This window comes from Nakamurella sp., assembly GCF_048594475.1.
Lineage (GTDB): Bacteria > Actinomycetota > Actinomycetes > Mycobacteriales > Nakamurellaceae > Nakamurella.
This window is the reverse complement of record NZ_JBMDXT010000338.1, coordinates 1-14,899: the sequence shown is the minus strand read 5'-3', so window position 1 is coordinate 14,899 and position 14,899 is coordinate 1. Positions and strand designations below refer to the sequence as shown.

16 protein-coding genes are annotated in these 14,899 nt (G+C 72.4%); 11 read left to right on the top strand and 5 right to left on the bottom strand.

Annotation, left to right across the window (positions count from 1 at the left end):
* Window positions 1-100 precede the first annotated feature (100 nt).
* The 5 genes from secY to ACOJUF_RS15385 are packed head-to-tail and all read left to right on the top strand — an operon-like array spanning window position 101 to window position 4,290.
* Window positions 101-1,438, top strand: a complete 1,338-nt coding sequence (gene secY / locus ACOJUF_RS15405) for a preprotein translocase subunit SecY (protein ID WP_420122708.1) — start codon at window positions 101-103, stop codon at window positions 1,436-1,438.
* On the top strand, window positions 1,438-1,983 hold the full coding sequence (locus tag ACOJUF_RS15400) for an adenylate kinase (RefSeq protein ID WP_420122707.1): 546 nt from the start codon (window positions 1,438-1,440) through the stop codon (window positions 1,981-1,983). The genes secY and ACOJUF_RS15400 overlap by 1 nt, the downstream gene beginning before the upstream one ends.
* A gap of 42 nt (window positions 1,984-2,025) precedes the next feature.
* On the top strand, window positions 2,026-2,889 hold the full coding sequence (gene map, locus ACOJUF_RS15395; RefSeq protein ID WP_420122706.1) for a type I methionyl aminopeptidase: 864 nt from the start codon (window positions 2,026-2,028) through the stop codon (window positions 2,887-2,889).
* Window positions 2,890-2,892: 3 nt separating this feature from the next.
* Window positions 2,893-3,537, top strand: coding sequence for a hypothetical protein (locus ACOJUF_RS15390; RefSeq protein ID WP_420122705.1), 645 nt, complete (start codon window positions 2,893-2,895; stop codon window positions 3,535-3,537).
* Between the two features lie 6 nt (window positions 3,538-3,543).
* Complete coding sequence (locus tag ACOJUF_RS15385; RefSeq protein ID WP_420122704.1) at window positions 3,544-4,290, top strand: hypothetical protein; 747 nt, start codon at window positions 3,544-3,546, stop codon at window positions 4,288-4,290.
* A 184-nt stretch (window positions 4,291-4,474) separates the two neighbouring features.
* Here the strand turns inward: ACOJUF_RS15385 and ACOJUF_RS15380 are convergent, their stop codons facing one another.
* Window positions 4,475-5,863 (bottom strand): cation:dicarboxylate symporter family transporter, encoded by a 1,389-nt coding sequence (locus ACOJUF_RS15380; protein WP_420122703.1) that lies wholly within the window; start codon window positions 5,861-5,863, stop codon window positions 4,475-4,477.
* Window positions 5,864-6,024: 161 nt separating this feature from the next.
* Here ACOJUF_RS15380 and ACOJUF_RS15375 point away from each other — a divergent pair, with 161 nt between their 5' ends.
* From ACOJUF_RS15375 to ACOJUF_RS15360, 4 genes are all read left to right on the top strand, one after another.
* Window positions 6,025-7,236 (top strand): sensor histidine kinase, encoded by a 1,212-nt coding sequence (locus ACOJUF_RS15375; protein ID WP_420122702.1) that lies wholly within the window; start codon window positions 6,025-6,027, stop codon window positions 7,234-7,236.
* A gap of 207 nt (window positions 7,237-7,443) precedes the next feature.
* Window positions 7,444-8,409 carry a LytR/AlgR family response regulator transcription factor gene (locus ACOJUF_RS15370; RefSeq protein WP_420122701.1) on the top strand — a complete coding sequence of 322 codons (966 nt, stop codon included), beginning with the start codon at window positions 7,444-7,446 and terminating at the stop codon, window positions 8,407-8,409.
* Window positions 8,406-8,792 carry a hypothetical protein gene (locus tag ACOJUF_RS15365; RefSeq protein ID WP_420122700.1) on the top strand — a complete coding sequence of 129 codons (387 nt, stop codon included), beginning with the start codon at window positions 8,406-8,408 and terminating at the stop codon, window positions 8,790-8,792. The genes ACOJUF_RS15370 and ACOJUF_RS15365 overlap by 4 nt, the downstream gene beginning before the upstream one ends.
* Window positions 8,789-10,279 (top strand): cation acetate symporter, encoded by a 1,491-nt coding sequence (locus ACOJUF_RS15360; RefSeq protein WP_420122699.1) that lies wholly within the window; start codon window positions 8,789-8,791, stop codon window positions 10,277-10,279. The genes ACOJUF_RS15365 and ACOJUF_RS15360 overlap by 4 nt, the downstream gene beginning before the upstream one ends.
* 9 nt (window positions 10,280-10,288) lie before the next feature.
* Here the strand turns inward: ACOJUF_RS15360 and ACOJUF_RS15355 are convergent, their stop codons facing one another.
* The 4 genes from ACOJUF_RS15355 to ACOJUF_RS15340 form a co-directional block, all read right to left on the bottom strand.
* The gene (locus ACOJUF_RS15355; RefSeq protein WP_420122698.1) at window positions 10,289-10,894 is read right to left on the bottom strand and encodes a DUF4203 domain-containing protein; all 606 of its coding nucleotides are present in this window, start codon (window positions 10,892-10,894) and stop codon (window positions 10,289-10,291) included.
* Window positions 10,895-11,159: 265 nt separating this feature from the next.
* Window positions 11,160-11,684 (bottom strand): nucleoside deaminase, encoded by a 525-nt coding sequence (locus tag ACOJUF_RS15350; protein ID WP_420122697.1) that lies wholly within the window; start codon window positions 11,682-11,684, stop codon window positions 11,160-11,162.
* Window positions 11,681-12,538 (bottom strand): NAD-dependent epimerase/dehydratase family protein, encoded by an 858-nt coding sequence (locus ACOJUF_RS15345; RefSeq protein WP_420122696.1) that lies wholly within the window; start codon window positions 12,536-12,538, stop codon window positions 11,681-11,683. The genes ACOJUF_RS15350 and ACOJUF_RS15345 overlap by 4 nt, the downstream gene beginning before the upstream one ends.
* Before the next feature lie 145 nt (window positions 12,539-12,683).
* The gene (locus ACOJUF_RS15340) at window positions 12,684-13,529 is read right to left on the bottom strand and encodes a siderophore-interacting protein (protein ID WP_420122695.1); all 846 of its coding nucleotides are present in this window, start codon (window positions 13,527-13,529) and stop codon (window positions 12,684-12,686) included.
* Between the two features lie 303 nt (window positions 13,530-13,832).
* On the opposite strand from ACOJUF_RS15340, the gene ACOJUF_RS15335 reads away from it, so the two are divergent.
* Together ACOJUF_RS15335 and ACOJUF_RS15330 are read left to right on the top strand one after the other, a co-directional pair.
* Window positions 13,833-14,177, top strand: coding sequence for a DUF485 domain-containing protein (locus ACOJUF_RS15335; protein ID WP_420122694.1), 345 nt, complete (start codon window positions 13,833-13,835; stop codon window positions 14,175-14,177).
* Window positions 14,178-14,281: 104 nt separating this feature from the next.
* A partial coding sequence (locus ACOJUF_RS15330) for a cation acetate symporter (protein WP_420122709.1) occupies window positions 14,282-14,899 on the top strand: 618 nt, incomplete at its 3' end.

The following is a 14,899-nucleotide window of genomic DNA, read 5'->3' as shown; positions in this document are numbered from 1 at the left end:
GGCTCACGGGCCACCACGCAACGACGGAGTTCCGACCAACCGGGTTCGGCAACCCCGATCGGGCCGGCACCACCTCGGCCCGGTGAAGCCAGGAGGATCATTGCTCGCCGCCTTCGTCTCGGCGCTGAAGACACCCGATCTGCGCAAGAAGATCCTCTTCACGCTCGCCATGGTCGCCATCTACCGGCTGGGCGCCACCGTCCCGTCGCCGGGTGTGTCCTACGGCGCCATCCAGCAGTGCATCGACGAGGCCGGGACGGGCAACGACCTGTTCACCGTGCTGAACCTGTTCTCCGGCGGCGCGCTGCTGCGGTTGAGCGTGTTTGCGCTGGGCATCATGCCGTACATCACCGCGTCGATCATCGTCCAGTTGCTGGGCGTGGTCATCCCGCGGTTCGAGGAGCTCAAGAAGCAGGGCCAGGCCGGCCAGGCCAAGCTCACCCAGTACACCCGGTACCTGACCATCGGGCTGGGCGTGCTGCAGTCGACCGCGTTCCTGGCCCTGGCCATCAACGGCCAGATGTTCCCGGGCTGCTCGGTCGGCGACCAGATCATCCCCGACCAGAGCGCCTTCGCCCTGATCACCCTGGTGCTCACGATGACCGCCGGCACCGCCGCGATCATGTGGATGGGCGAGCTCATCACCGACCGGGGCATCGGCAACGGCATGTCGATCCTGATCTTCACGTCGATCGCGGCCCGCATCCCGGCCGAGGGCATGAACATCCTCAACAACCAGGGCGCGGTCGTCTTCACCGTGGTGCTGGTCCTGGCGCTGGCGATCATCGCCGCGGTCGTGTTCGTGGAGCAGGGCCAGCGCCGGCTGCCGGTGCAGTACGCCAAGCGGATGATCGGCCGCAAGATGTATGGCGGCACGTCGACCTACCTGCCGCTGAAGGTGAACCAGGCCGGCGTCATCCCGGTCATCTTCGCCACCTCCCTGCTGTACCTGCCGCTGCTGCTGGTCCAGCTGGTCGCGCCGACCACGGTCAGCGCCGACGGCACCCAGGAGGTCAGCGGGTGGGCGCAGTTCCTGCAGCTCTACGTGATCAACCAGGGCAGCTGGGTGCACATCCTGCTGTACTTCGCCCTGATCATCTTCTTCACCTACTTCTACGTCGGGATCACCTTCAACCCGACCGAGCGGGCCGACGAGCTCAAGAAGTACGGCGGGTTCATCCCGGGCATCCGGCCGGGCCGGCCGACGGCCGAGTACCTGCAGTTCGTGCTGTCCCGCATTACCCTGCCCGGGTCCATCTATCTGGGAACTGTGGCGATTCTCCCGAACCTCTTCCTCGAACTGACCGGCGAAGGCAACAATCAGAACGTCCCGTTCGGTGGCACAGCAGTCCTGATCATGGTCGGTGTTGGGCTGGACACCGTCAAGCAGATCGAGACCCAGCTGATGCAGCGCAACTATGAAGGGTTCCTCCGCTGATGAGAATTCTGATCGTCGGTCCCCAGGGTGCCGGCAAGGGCACCCAGGCCAGCCGCCTCGCCGAGGCGATCGGCATCCCGCACATCTCCACCGGTGACATCTTCCGGGCCAACGTCGGCGCCGGCACCGAGCTCGGCGTCCTGGCCAAGAAGTACATGGACGCCGGCGAACTGGTTCCCGACGACGTCACCGTGGCCATGGTCGCCGCCCGGTTCGACGAGGCCGACGCGGCCAAGGGCTTCCTGCTCGACGGCTTCCCGCGGACCGTCGTCCAGGCGAACAAGCTCGGCGAGATCCTGGTCGAACGGGACGAGGACATCGACAAGGTGCTGTTGCTCGAGGTGCCCGACGACGTGCTGCTGGAGCGCATGCTCGCCCGCGGACGCGCCGACGACACCGCGGAGGCGATCAGCCGCCGGCTCGAGCTGTACCACCAGGAGACCAAGCCGCTGCTGGACTACTACGCGTCCAAGCTGGTGGCGATCGACGGCGTCGGCACCATCGACGAGGTGCAGCGGCGGGCGCTCACGGCGCTCGGCCACTGATCCGTTCCGTCCGGAAGGCGTGCTCGAAAGAAGTGGCAGTCGATGGCTGAGGCGATCCAGGTCAAGACCCGCGGCGAACTGCAGGCCATGCGCGCCGCCGGCCGGTTGCTCGCCGAGGCCATCGCCGCCGGGCGCGCGGCCGTCGCGCCCGGCGCCACCACCATGGACGTCAACGACGCCGTGGCGACGGTCATCGCCGAGGGCGGCGGGACCAGCAACTTCCTGCACTACGGGGCCCGGGGCGACGACCCGGGCTTCCCGGCCACCATCTGCGCGTCGGTGAACGACGAGGTGGTGCACGGCATCCCGGCGGCCGACCGGGTGCTGCACGAGGGCGATCTGCTCTCGATCGACGCCGGGTGCATCGTCGACGGCTGGCACGCCGACAGCGCGGTCTCGCTGCACGTCGGCGCCCCGCCGCCGGACGAGCAGGGGATGAGCGAGGTCGACCTCATCGCCGCCTGCGAGCGGGCGATGTGGGCCGGCATCGCCGCGGCCCGGCCGCAGGGCCGGCTGGGCGACATCTCCGCCGCCGTCGAGCAGTCGGTCGGCTGGTCCGCGCGGGCCGACGGCCGCCGCTACGGCTCGGTCTCCGGATACGGCGGGCACGGCATCGGCACCGCGATGCACATGGCCCCGTTCGTGCCGAACCAGGGCAAGCGGGGCAAGGGCCCGCGGCTGACCCCCGGCATCGCCCTGGCCATCGAGCCGATGCTCACGCTGGGCCGGCCCGGCACCCGGGTGCTGGCCGACGACTGGACGGTCGTCACCAAGGACGGCGCCCGGGCCGCGCACTGGGAGCACTCCATCGGCATCGGCGAGGACGGCATCTGCGTGCTCACCGCGGCCGACGGCGGCGCGGCCGGGCTGGCCCCGTTCGGGGTCACCCCGATCTCCCTGGACTAGGTCTTGCCGTTGCTGTCCCGGCTGGAGTCGGCCGCTGCCCGACGCACGCCGGTGTTCGTCCTGGTCACCGTGCTGCTGTGCGCGCTGACCCTGGCCGCCGGGTACGCGAACAAGGCCCGCTGCATCGGCCCGCAGTACGACGCCCAGGGCCGTAGCACCCCCGACTACGGCGTCCGGATCACCCGCGACGTCTGTTACACCGACATCCAGTACCTGTGGATCGGCCGGGACATCGACGAGCACGTCTTTCCCTACGTCCACGGCGGGTACGACGCGGCCCGGGGCGAGCTGTACGGCGGGGCGGTGGAGTACCCGGTGCTCACCGGGTTGGCGATCTGGCTGGCCGCGCTGCCGTCCGACACCGACGGCGACTTCCTGACCATCTCCGCCCTGCTGCTCGCCATCGCCGGGCTGCTGTCGGCGGCGATGCTGGCCTGGTTGGCCGGTCTGCGGTCCTGGTGGTTCGCCCTCGCGCCGCCGCTGGTGCTGTACGCGTTCCACAACTGGGACCTGTTCGCCGTCGCCTGCTCGGTCTGGGCCTGCTGGATCCTGCTGCGGGCCGCCCGGCCGGCCGGCGGTGTGGACCGTGCCCGGCCGCTGATCCACGCGGCGCTGGCCCTAGGGCTGGGTGCCGGATTGAATATATAACCCGCGATGTTAGCGCTGCCGGTCGCCTGCTGGCTCGCGGCCGGGGCCTGGCGGCCGGGCCGGGCGGACGTCGCCCGCGGCCGGCGCGTCCTGGTCGGCGCCGGCTTCCTGGCCGGGACCGGAGCGGTCTTCGCGCTGTGCAATCTGCCGTTCGCGATCGCCGGTCCCCGGGGCTGGTGGGCCTCGTTCCAGTTCCAGTGGAGCCGGCCGATCGACATGACGACCAACACGATCTGGTTCTGGCTGTTCCGGCCGTACAGCAACTCCGGCAACGCGGTGGTGCAGGACCGGCTCGCCCTGGCCGCGACGATCGCCACCCTGCTCGGCCTGCTGCTCGCGGTCGGCGTCGGGTGGCTGCGCTTCCGCCGGGACCGGGTCTACCCGTGGCTGCCGGTCTGCGCGGCGATGCTGACCGCCTACCTGCTGTTCAACAAGGTGCACTCGCCGCAGTTCGTGCTCTGGCTGCTGCCCTTCTTCGTGCTGCTCCGGGTCCGGGCCGGCTGGATCCTGGCCTACTTCGCGGCCGACGCCGCGATCGGCATCGGCTTCTTCCGCTGGCAGTACCTCATCAACAGCCGGCTGCCCGACACCACCTGGGACGCGTTCTCCCCGCAGGCGGTGCTCATCGGCGTCTGGGGCCGGGTCGCCCTGCTGATCGCGCTGTTCGTCGTCTTCGCCCGGGCGGCGGTCGTCACACCGCCGGCACCGCCGGTCGACGCCGAGGGGAAGGACCGGGCGAGCGCGGCGGCCTGACCCGACGACCCCCACGACGGCCGGCAACGAGGTCGGTGGCGCGGGGGACGGCGGAACCGGTCGACCGGCAGACGAAAGCGGCGGCGAGGATGTCCTCGCCGCCGCTTCGTCATGTCGTTCCCGGGATCTGCTGGCCCGGGAACCCCCGAGTCCTGTCGATCGGTGTCCGGTCAGCCGGTTCCGATCAGTGGGTCAGCTCCTTGGTCTTGTAGGAGTTGACGTCCGCCCGATGCTCGGCCGCGGAGTGCTCGTCCAGCATGTCGGTGTCGTCGAACGGATCCTCGTTGGTGAACACCCGCTTGGTCTGGTCGTAGTCGACCTCCTTGGTCCAGTGGCCGATGACCAGGGTGGCGACGGCGTTGCCGGAGAAGTTGGTCAGGGCGCGGGCCTCGGACATGAACCGGTCGACGGCGACGATCAGGCCGACACCGGGGACCAGGTCGGGGCGGTGCGAGGCCAGGCCGCCGCCGAGGGTGGCCAGGCCGGCGCCGGTGACCCCGGCGGCCCCCTTCGAGGCGATGATCATGAACAGCAGCAGGGACAGCTGCTCGCTCCAGGTCAGCGGGGTGCCCATGGCGTTGCCGATGAACAGCGAGGCCATGGTCAGGTACATCGCGGTGCCGTCGAGGTTGAAGGAGTAACCGGTCGGGACCACGATGCCGACGACGGGCTTGGAGACGCCCAGGTGCTCCATCTTGGCGATGAGCCGCGGCAGGGCGGTCTCGGAGGAGCTGGTGGCGACGATCAGCAGGTACTCCTGGCGCAGGTACTTGAGCAGGCTGAAGATCGACAGGCCGGTGGTGACCTTCAGCAGGCCGCCCAGGATGAGCACGATGAAGGCCAGGCAGGTGGCGTAGAAGACGGCGACGAACAGCGACAGCGCGCCGATGGCGGCCCAGCCCGCGTTGCCGACGACGCCGGCGATCGCACCGAAGGCGCCGATCGGGGCCAGCCACATGATGCCGGCCAGGATCTTGAAGACCAGCCGCTGGAAGTGCGTGATCGCGTTCAGGATCGGCTCACCCTTGCTGCCCAGCGCCTGCACCGCGAAGCCCACCAGGAGTGCGACGAACAGGGCCTGCAGCACGTTGCCCTCGGTCAGACCGCCGAGCAGGGAGTGCGGGATGATGTCGAGGAAGAAGTTGCCGGAGCCGGCCGCGGTCTCGGGCACGGTGTAGCTGGCGGTCGACGCGGCCGCCTGCAGGCTGTCGCCCGGGTGGACCAGGTTGCCCACCAGCAGGCCGAGGCCGAGGGCGAAGGTGGACATCACCACGAAGTAGAGCAGGGCGATGCCGCCCACCTTGCCGACCTGCGAGGCCTTGCGGACCGAGCCGATGCCCAGCACGATCGTGCAGAAGATGATCGGCGCGATCATCATCTTGATCAGGTTGACGAACGCGGTGCCGATCACGGACAGGCCGGCGGCGCTCTTGCCGAAGATCAGGCCGACCGCGATACCGGCGACGACCGCGACGATGACCGCGATGTACAGCCAGTGCGTGCTGATCTTCTTGCGGGGCTTGTCGGCCACTGCGGCACCGGAGCCCTTCGGGGGATTCGTAGCTGTCGACATTGACTCTCTCCTGCGGGACGGAGTAGCGGGGGGACTGGAGAGAACAATCCCGGGAGCGGGCCCGAAGGTCACTGGTTTGTTCATAAAGTAAGTGGCGAACGGAACGTTCCGCCGCCGGCCGGACCGCCGGCCGGCCGCCGCCGATCGACGGGAAGCTCTGCGTGACAACGACAATCACCCTTCTGCTGGTCGGTGGACTGCTGGTCGGGTTGATCGTGGTCGCGCTGCTGGCCGGCCGTTTCGTGCGCCGGCGGATGCTCGACCCGCCGGGGGTGCGGGCCGCGGCCCAGGCGTTGCGGACGGCCGGCCTGGCCGCGCCGCCGCTGCGCAACGGGTTGACCGAGGTGTCCGCGGTCCAGGCCCTGCCGTACCTGCGGGCGCTGCTGGAGACCCCCGGGGTGGCGCTGTGCGATCCGGACGGGCGCTCGCTCGGCGCCCAGGGACCCGGCGGCCACCACGTCGAGGCGCCGGCGGACGGGGTGGTCGGGCACACCGTCCGCGCCGCCCTGCGGGCCGACCGCCGGCAGCTGGTCACCCTGCCGGCCTGCGCCGTGCCCGGGTGCGCGGTGACGCGGGCGGTGGTGGTGCCGCTGGTCGCGTCCGGCCGGCCGGCCGGGGCGCTGGTCGTGCTGACCGGGTCGACCGTCGGGCCGTACCTGATCCGGGCCGCCGACGAGACGTCGCGCTTCATCGCCACCCAGCTGGAGCTGGCCGATCTGGACGTCTCCCGGGCGGACCTGGCCCGGGCCGAGGTCCGGGCCCTGCGGGCGCAGATCTCCCCGCACTTCATCTACAACGCGCTCACCACCATCGCCGCGTTCGTGCGCAGCGATCCCGATCGGGCCCGCGAGCTGCTGCTGGAGTTCGCCGACTTCACCCGCTATTCCTTCCGGCAGGCCGGCGAGTTCACCACGCTGGCCGACGAGCTGGGCAACATCGAGAAATACCTGACCCTGGAGCGGGCCCGGTTCGGCGACCGGCTGCGGATCCGCTGGCGGATCGCGCCCGAGGTCCTCGGCGTCGTGGTGCCGTTCCTGTCGATCCAGCCGCTGGTGGAGAACGCCGTGCGGCACGGGCTGGCCGGCCGGCCCGACGGTGGCACCGTGGCGGTCACCGCCGAGGACATCGGTCCGGACTGCGTGATCAGCGTCGAGGACGACGGGCTGGGGATGGACCCGGACCAGGTCGGCCGGCACGACGAGCCGGGCGCCGACCACGGCTCCGACCACGTGGGGCTGGGCAACGTGGACGACCGGCTGCGGGCGGCGTTCGGCGAGGACTACGGGCTGGTGGTGGAGACCGCGCCGGACGCCGGCACCAAGGTGATCGTCCGGCTGCCCAAGTTCGCGCCGGGCGTGACGGCCGGGCCCTGACCCACCGAGGCCCCGCCGGCCCGCCCGACTCGCCGCCGACCCGTGTTCGACGAGGCCGTCCGGGCGCACCGGGGGCGAGTCGATGTCGCGGACGGGTCCGCCGGGGGCCGGGGAGGGGGTTGTCCGGAAGGGGAGCACCGGCCAGGATGCACGCAGGCGAACGGGCCGGTGCAGTCGGGCCGGCGCCGGCGGAACGGGAGGCGGGCGGTGCGGCCAGGAGCCGGTGACCAGGCACGACCCGCGGCGGGCGCGAGCGGGTCGGCGCCGTCCGGGCCGGGGGATGGTGCGGCGGCGCCCGGGTCGGCCGACGGGCTGGTCGTCCTGGCCGTCGACGACGAGGCGCCGGCCCTGGACGAGATCAGCTACCTGCTGCGCGGCGACCCCCGCGTCGGCACGATCCTGACCGCCGGGAACGCGGCCCAGGCGCTGGCGCTGCTCACCCGCACCGACGGCGACCTGCCGATGCCGGACGCCGTGCTGCTGGACATCGCGATGCCCGGGTGGGACGGCGTCGACCTGGCCCGGGTGCTGTCCGGGCTGGCGCGTCCGCCGGTGGTCGCGTTCCTGTCCGCCCACGACAACCGGGCGGTCGAGGCGTACGAGATCGGGGCCGTCGACTACCTGCTCAAGCCGGTCCGGGCGGCCCGGTTGGCCGAGGCGGTCACCCGGTTTTGCGCCGCCCGGGACGCCTCGGTCCGGGCCGACCGGCGGGCCGGCGACGGCCGCCGCTCCGTGGACCGGCCGGACGGTCCGGACCGATCCGCCGCTCCGGCGGGCGGGCGTCCGGGGCCGGCGGGTGGTGCCGGGCCGCGGGGCGACGACGTGATGATCGCGGTGGACCTGGCCGGCAGCACCCGGTTCGTGCCCCGGTCCGCCGTCTGCTGGGCCGAGGCCCAGGGGGACTACGCCCGGCTGCACGTGGCCGGCGGCGGCAGCCACCTCATCCGCACCCCGCTGGCCGTGCTCCAGGAGGAGTGGGCGCCGGCCGGGTTCGTCCGCGTCCACCGCGGCTACCTGGTCGCGCTGAGCCGGATCGTGGAGCTGCGCTCGGTCGACGGCGGCTACCGCATCCTGGTCTCCGGGCAGCCGGCCGTCGCCGACCTGCCGGTGAGCCGCCGGCACCTGCGGACCCTCAAGCAGCAGCTGCTGGCCGGTCGCCGGCCGGGCCGGTGACCGATCGGCACCCGCCGCGGCGGGTCCGGATCGTCCTCGCGGATCGGCGGCCGGCGTCCCGCCGGCCGGTGTTGCGGGCGGCCGAGGTCGCCGAGCAGACCGAACTCGGCCGGGAGCTGGTGCGCGGCTTGGTCCGGGCCCAGCTGGTCGCCTCGATCCGGGTGGCGGCGCTGGCGCTGGCCCTGTTCGTCCCGCTGCCGCTGCTGTTCACGCTCGTGCCGGCGTTCGGCGCGGCCCGGGTGCTGGGCATCCCGGTCGCCTGGTGGCTGCTGGGGGTGCTGGCCTACCCGACCCTGTACCTGCTCGCCCGCTGGCACCGCCGGCACGCGGAGCGGATCGAACGCGACTTCACCGCGCTGCTCGGGCGGGACGAGCACCGATGACGACGGCCGACTCGACCCTCTCGCTGGTGGCGATCGCCCTGGTCGTGCTGCTGACCGGGGTCATCGGCGCGTACGGCGTCCGCCTGGCCCGGACCACCAACGACTTCCTGGTCGCCTCGCGGACGGTCCGGCCGGCCTGGAACGCGGCCGCGATCTCCGGCGAGTACCTGTCAGCGGCGTCGTTCCTGGGGGTCGCCGGCCTGATCGCGGTCTACGGTCCGGACGCCCTGTGGTACCCGGTCGGGTTCACCGCCGGCTACCTGGCCCTGCAGCTGTTCGTCGCCGCGCCGCTGCGCCGGTCCGGGGCGTACACCGTGCCCGATTTCGCCGAGATCCGGTGGGGATCGCGCCGGTTGCGCGGGTTGGCGACCGGGCTCGTGCTGGCCATCGCCTGGCTGTACATGGTGCCGCTGCTGCACGGTGCCGGCCTGGTCCTGCAGCAGGTCACCGGGCTGCCCCGGTGGGTCGGGGTGACCGTCGTCGCCGTCGTCGTGACGCTCAACGTGGTGGCCGGGGGGATGCGTTCGATCACCCTGGTCCAGGCGCTGCAGTACTGGTTCAAGGTGGTGGCCATCGCGCTGCCCGTGCTGATCGCGTACGCGGTGACCCGGCCGGGGGTCGGTGAGCTGTTCACCGGCGAGTGGGCGTCCGCCGGCACCGGGCTGGGCGGCGGCCCGTCGGCGGCCGAGATCTACTCGCTGATGCTGGCGACGTTCCTGGGCACCATGGGTCTGCCGCACGTGCTCGTCCGCTTCTACACCAACGTCGACGGCGGGTCCGCGCGGGCGACGACGGTCCGCGTGATCGCGCTGCTCGGGGTGTTCTACGTGTTCCCGACGCTGGCCGGGGTGCTGATGCACCGGCTGATGGCGCCGCCGGCGCCGGGCCGGGCCGACACCCTGCTGCTGGGCCTGCCGGTGCAGGTCATCGGGGGTTGGGTCGGGGCGGTGCTGGGCGCGCTGGTCGCGGCCGGCGCCATCGCCGCGTTCCTGTCGACCTCGTCCGGGCTGGTGGTGGCGGCCGCCGGGGTGCTGTCCACCGACGTGCTGCGCGGCCGGGTGCGGGACTTCCGCGCGTCCGCGGTGGTCGCCGGGCTGGTGCCGCTGCTCATCGCGCTGCCGACCACCAGCGTCGACATCTCCAGGGTCGTCGGGATGGCGTTCGCCGTCGCCGCGTCCACGTTCTGCCCGCTGCTCGTGCTCGGCATCTGGTGGCGCGGGCTGACCACCGCGGGTGCGGTCGCCGGGCTGGTCGTGGGCGGGGTCATCTCGCTGGGCGCGCTGGTCGCCTTCGTGGCCGTGCCCGGAATGGCCACCGGATCGCTGGACTCGCTGCTCGGCCAGCCCGCCGTGGTGTCCGTGCCGGCCTCGTTCGCCACCATGGTCGTGGTCTCGCTGCTCACCCGCGGCTCGGTGACCGCCCGGGCGGACGCGGTGCTGGCCCAGCTGCACCTGCCGTCGGCGGCCCGCCGCGTCGGCGCCCCGTGACCGCGCGGGTCAGGCGTCCTGAACCCGTTCCCGGCGGTCGGAATCGCGGGCGTCCCGCAGGTTCAGCGCCCGCGGGAACAGCCGGCGCTGGGTCAGCCAGCCGGCGGCGGCCAGCGCGACCCAGAGCACGGTGCTCAGGGCCTGCTGGCCGCCCGGGCTCGGGTGCCGCAGGAAGCCGAGGGTGTCCGGCCAGATCAGGCCGAGGGCGCTGAGGATCAGGCCGGCGCCACCGATCGCGGTGGCCCACAGCAGCACCCGCTCCCGGAACCTGTCGGCCAGGAACCCGAAGGCCAGCGCGGTGGCGACCACGACGACGGCGGCCAGCAGGACGTTGCGGTCGCCACCGGCGGTCACCGAGTAGAGCTTGGCGCCGATCAACGACCCGGCGACCATGCCGACGACGAAGCGCGCGATCTTGAAGACGAGCGCGACCAGCAGCTCCAGGATGAGCGCTGCGCCCGCGGCCACCAGCACCGTGGTCCAGCCGGTCGCCCCGAACAGGTCCGCGAGCAGCCAGCCCAGGCCGAACCCGGACGCCAGGATCGCCAGGTGGACCGACCCGATCCCGAAGAAGCACAGCACCACGCCGACCGCGACGACGACCCAGCCCGACATGGCGATCCCCCTTCGGCGCCGCCGGGCGCAGCCGGCGGCCGTTCTCGCCCCAAGAATCGCACGGTGGGCCGTCGCTCCGCACCGATCGGGCGCGCCCGTTCGGATGACAGGTCGGGCCCGGGGGAGTGACTCGGCGTCGGCCGGCCGCAGCTGCGTCGACCGGGCGGCCGACCCCGCTCACCGCCGCCTCGAGCGGTCTCCGGCGGTGGCCCCGGCCGGCTGGGCGTCCGGGATCCGGGGTCGGCCGGCGGCCCGCCGGAACCGCTCAGGGGACCCGGGCGGCCGGGACGAACGCCTGCCGGTACAGCTCCCGCACCTGCGGGGCCAGGTCGGGGTCCGGCCCGTCGACCGGGATGCCGGGGGCGACCTGCCCGATCGGTAGCGGGGCGACCGGACCGGGTGGGACCTGCCAGTCGGTCAGCCACGCGGTGAGCTGCGCCGACGAGGTGGCGTACACGATGCGGCCCAGGCCCACCCAGGCATGGGCGGCGGCGCACATCGGGCAGTGCTCGCCGGAGGTGTAGACGGTCGCGGCCGCGCGGTCCGTCGCCGGCAGGTGCTCGGCCGCCCAGCGGGCGATCGCGAACTCCGGATGCTGCGTCCCGTCGCCCCCGGCGACGTGGTTGTGATCCTCGAACAGGGTCGTGCCGTCCCCGCCGACCAGCACCGACCCGAACGGTTCGTCCCCGGCGGCCATGGCCTGCCGGGCCAGTTCCACGCAGCGGCGCAGATGCCGGCGATCGGTCCCGGTCAGCCCGGAGCCCGACCCGGGCGGCGCGATCGCGCTCATCCCTCGTCCCGCCAGCTGTGCGCGGGTTCGAAGCCCAGGATCCGGCGGGCCTTGTCGATGCTCAACAGGGTCTCGCGGCCACGCAGGGCGCGGGTCGGGGGAACGCCGGGGAAGGCCTGCGCCGCCAGCTCGGCACTGGGACGGGTCATCACGGTGTCCGCCGCCGCGATGATGCAGACCTCGACCCCCGGGCCGGAGCGCGACAGCGCCAGCCGCACCGCCTGGGCGCCGTCGCGCGCGTCGATGTAGCCCCACAGATTCCAGATTCGCCGGCCGGGGTCCGCCTCGAACGAACCGAACTCGGCGTAGTCGGCGGGTTCCATGACGTTGGAGAAGCGCAGGCCGGTCGCCGTCAGCTCCGGTTGCCAGCGGCAGAACTGGGCGGCCATCTCCTCCTCGAGCGTCTTGGCCAGCGAGTACGACGAGTTCGGGCGCGGGTGGTACTCCTCGTCCACCGGGATGCACGGCGGCGGGTTGTCCGGCCCGAAGGGCAGGCCCAGCACCGTCTCGCTGGACGCCCAGACGACGGTCCGGATGCCGGCGGCCCGGGCGGCGGCGAACACGTGGTGGGTGGCCAGGATGTTGTTCTCGAACGCGGCCGTGTTCGGGACCAGCCCGGGCGCCGGAACGGCGGCCAGGTGGACGACCGCGTCGAGGCGGTCGAACCGGTCGTCCACGCCGAGGAACGCACCGAGGACCTGCCCGTAATCGGACAGGTCGACCCGGACGAAGGCGCCGGCCGGCTCGGACGACGGCGCCCGGTCCAGGTTCACCACGTCGTGGCCGTGCTCGACCAGATCGCGGACCACCGCCCGACCCAGCTTGCCGCTCCCGCCGGTGACCGCTACCCGCATCGTCCCTCTCCCGCTTCGCCGTGGTGCACCGGCGGGCCGCTGCACCGCCGCGAGCGCAGCGGGCCGATCGGCCAGCCGGGCTGCTCCGACGGTACGTCGTCGGCAGCGGGGGCGAGCCCCCGCCTGACCGTCCCGGGCGGCTCGGTCAGGCGACGCCGGCCCGGCGCTCGATCTCCTCGGCGGCCGCGGCCCACTGCGCCTTGCCGGCGCGCCAGCCCTCCTCGTCGTTGCCCAGCCGCCAGTAGCCGCTGATGGACAGCCGGGCCGCGGGCACCTGCCGGTCGACGCGCAGCAGCCGGCGCAGCTGGGCGACCCAGCCCGCCTCGCCGTGGACGAACGCCTGCACGTCGGCCAGCGGCAGCTCGATGCCCCGGACCACCTCGACCAGCCGCTCGCCGACGGTGCGGTGTCCGGAGTGCAGCCAGGTGATCGTCACGCCCGCGGGCGCGGTCAGCGGCACCTGGGACGCCGGCCCGGACACCTCGACCACCGCGTGGCCGCGGGCGTCCGCCGGCAGCGATTCGAGCGCCACGGCGATCGCCGGCAGGGCGCTCTCGTCACCGGCCAGCAGGTGCCAGTCGGCGTCCGGGTCGGGGGCGTACGCGCCGCCGGGGCCGCGGACGAACAGGGTGTCGCCCGGCCGGGCGGACGCCGCCCACGGCCCGGCCACGCCGGTGCTGCCGTGCACCACGAAGTCGACGGTCAGCTCGTGCGCCACCGGGTCGAACGCGCGCACCGTGTAGGTGCGGACCACCGGCCATTGCTCGACGGGCCACTCCTGCCGGATCCGGTCCAGGTCCAGCGGCTGCGGGTACGGCGCCCGCGGGAAGATCAGCTTGACGTAGGAGTCGGTGAACCGGCTGGGCGCGAACCCGGTCAGCCCGCCGAACACCACCCGGACCAGGGTCGGGGTCAGCCGGGTCGTCCGGACGACGGTCACCGGGGCCGGCACCGGCCGGCGGGTGGCGGGTGGGATCGTCGAGGCAGTCACCTTGCTCCATTCCGGCCCGGCGCCGGAACCGGCCGCCGGGCGTACTTAGGTTTCCCTTACCAAAGGCTACAGGACGGCGCGGCGGCCCCCTGCGACGTGACCCGGCCGTGACCGCGGCTGCCGTTCATCGGTCCGGATCGACCGCTCGGCGCACCGGCCGGTGACCCGCCGACGGGCGGGTACCCCCTGCAGACCGGAATCCCTAGGTTTTCCGGATGACCGGTCCACGCGATTGATCCGCGACGGCATCGCCCCGGATCCCGCTCGAACGGTCAGGACGCCATTTCCGGACAAGGAGGTCTCATGGCCGAACCACCCAGCACCGCGCAATCGCCCGCGCAGACGGTCGACTGGGAGCAGGTGCAGGATTCACCGGCCTTCACCCATCTGCGGCATGTGCTGCGCTCCTTCATCTTTCCCGTCACCGTGGCGTTCCTGGTCTGGTACTTCACCTACGTGCTGTGCGCCGCATTCGCCCGTGACTTCATGAACATCAAGGTGATCGGCGAGTTCAACATCGGCCTGATCTTCGGGCTCCTGCAATTCGTCACGACATTTCTCATCGCGCTGTTCTATGCGCGCCACATGAATCGCACGTTCGACCCCGAGGCCGACCGGCTCCGCGACGAGATCGAGGGAACCGTCTGATGTTCACCGCCCTTGCCGCCGGCCTGGCCGCCGCCGATGCCACGCCCGCCCCCGCCGCCACCGAGGCCGCGGCCGCCGCCGATTCCGGTTCCGGCCACCAGGTGATGACGATCTCGCTGTTCCTGACGTTCGTCGCCATCACCCTGGGCATCACCATCTGGGCGAGCCGGCAGAACCGCACCGCCGCCGACTTCTACGCCGGCGGCCGCTCGTTCACCGGGATGCAGAACGGCTTCGCCATCGGCGGCGACTACATGTCCGCCGCCTCGTTCCTGGGCATCGCCGGCCTGATCGCGCTGTACGGCTACGACGGGTTCCTGTACTCCATCGGCTTCCTCGTCGCCTGGCTGGTGGCCCTGCTGCTGGTCGCCGAGCTGATGCGCAACACCGGCAAGTTCACCATGGCCGACGTGCTCAGCTTCCGCATGCGGCAGCGGCCGGTGCGCACCGCCGCGTCCATCTCCACCGTCGTGGTGTCGATCTTCTACCTGCTGGCCCAGATGGTCGGCGCCGGCGAACTGGTCTCGCTGCTGCTGGGCATCAGCTCGCAGGCGGCCAAGAACCTGGTCATCGCCGGCGTCGGCCTGCTGATGATCGTGTACGTCGTGTTCGGCGGGATGAAGGGCACCACCTGGGTGCAGATCATCAAGGCCGTGCTGCTGATGACCGGCGCCGGCATCATGACCGTCTGGGTGCTGGCCAAGTACGGCTTCAACCCCTCC

What these genes read in the sequence shown, in the direction of transcription:
- ACOJUF_RS15400 (WP_420122707.1), top strand. Translation starts at nt 1,438, where the DNA reads ATGAGAATTCTGATCGTCGGTCCCCAGGGTGCCGGCAAGGGCACCCAG.
- map (WP_420122706.1), top strand. Translation starts at nt 2,026, where the DNA reads ATGGCTGAGGCGATCCAGGTCAAGACCCGCGGCGAACTGCAGGCCATG.
- ACOJUF_RS15385 (WP_420122704.1), top strand. Translation starts at nt 3,544, where the DNA reads ATGTTAGCGCTGCCGGTCGCCTGCTGGCTCGCGGCCGGGGCCTGGCGG.
- ACOJUF_RS15380 (WP_420122703.1), bottom strand. Translation starts at nt 5,863, where the DNA reads ATGTCGACAGCTACGAATCCCCCGAAGGGCTCCGGTGCCGCAGTGGCC.
- ACOJUF_RS15360 (WP_420122699.1), top strand. Translation starts at nt 8,789, where the DNA reads ATGACGACGGCCGACTCGACCCTCTCGCTGGTGGCGATCGCCCTGGTC.
- ACOJUF_RS15355 (WP_420122698.1), bottom strand. Translation starts at nt 10,894, where the DNA reads ATGTCGGGCTGGGTCGTCGTCGCGGTCGGCGTGGTGCTGTGCTTCTTC.
- ACOJUF_RS15350 (WP_420122697.1), bottom strand. Translation starts at nt 11,684, where the DNA reads ATGAGCGCGATCGCGCCGCCCGGGTCGGGCTCCGGGCTGACCGGGACC.
- ACOJUF_RS15345 (WP_420122696.1), bottom strand. Translation starts at nt 12,538, where the DNA reads ATGCGGGTAGCGGTCACCGGCGGGAGCGGCAAGCTGGGTCGGGCGGTG.
- ACOJUF_RS15335 (WP_420122694.1), top strand. Translation starts at nt 13,833, where the DNA reads ATGGCCGAACCACCCAGCACCGCGCAATCGCCCGCGCAGACGGTCGAC.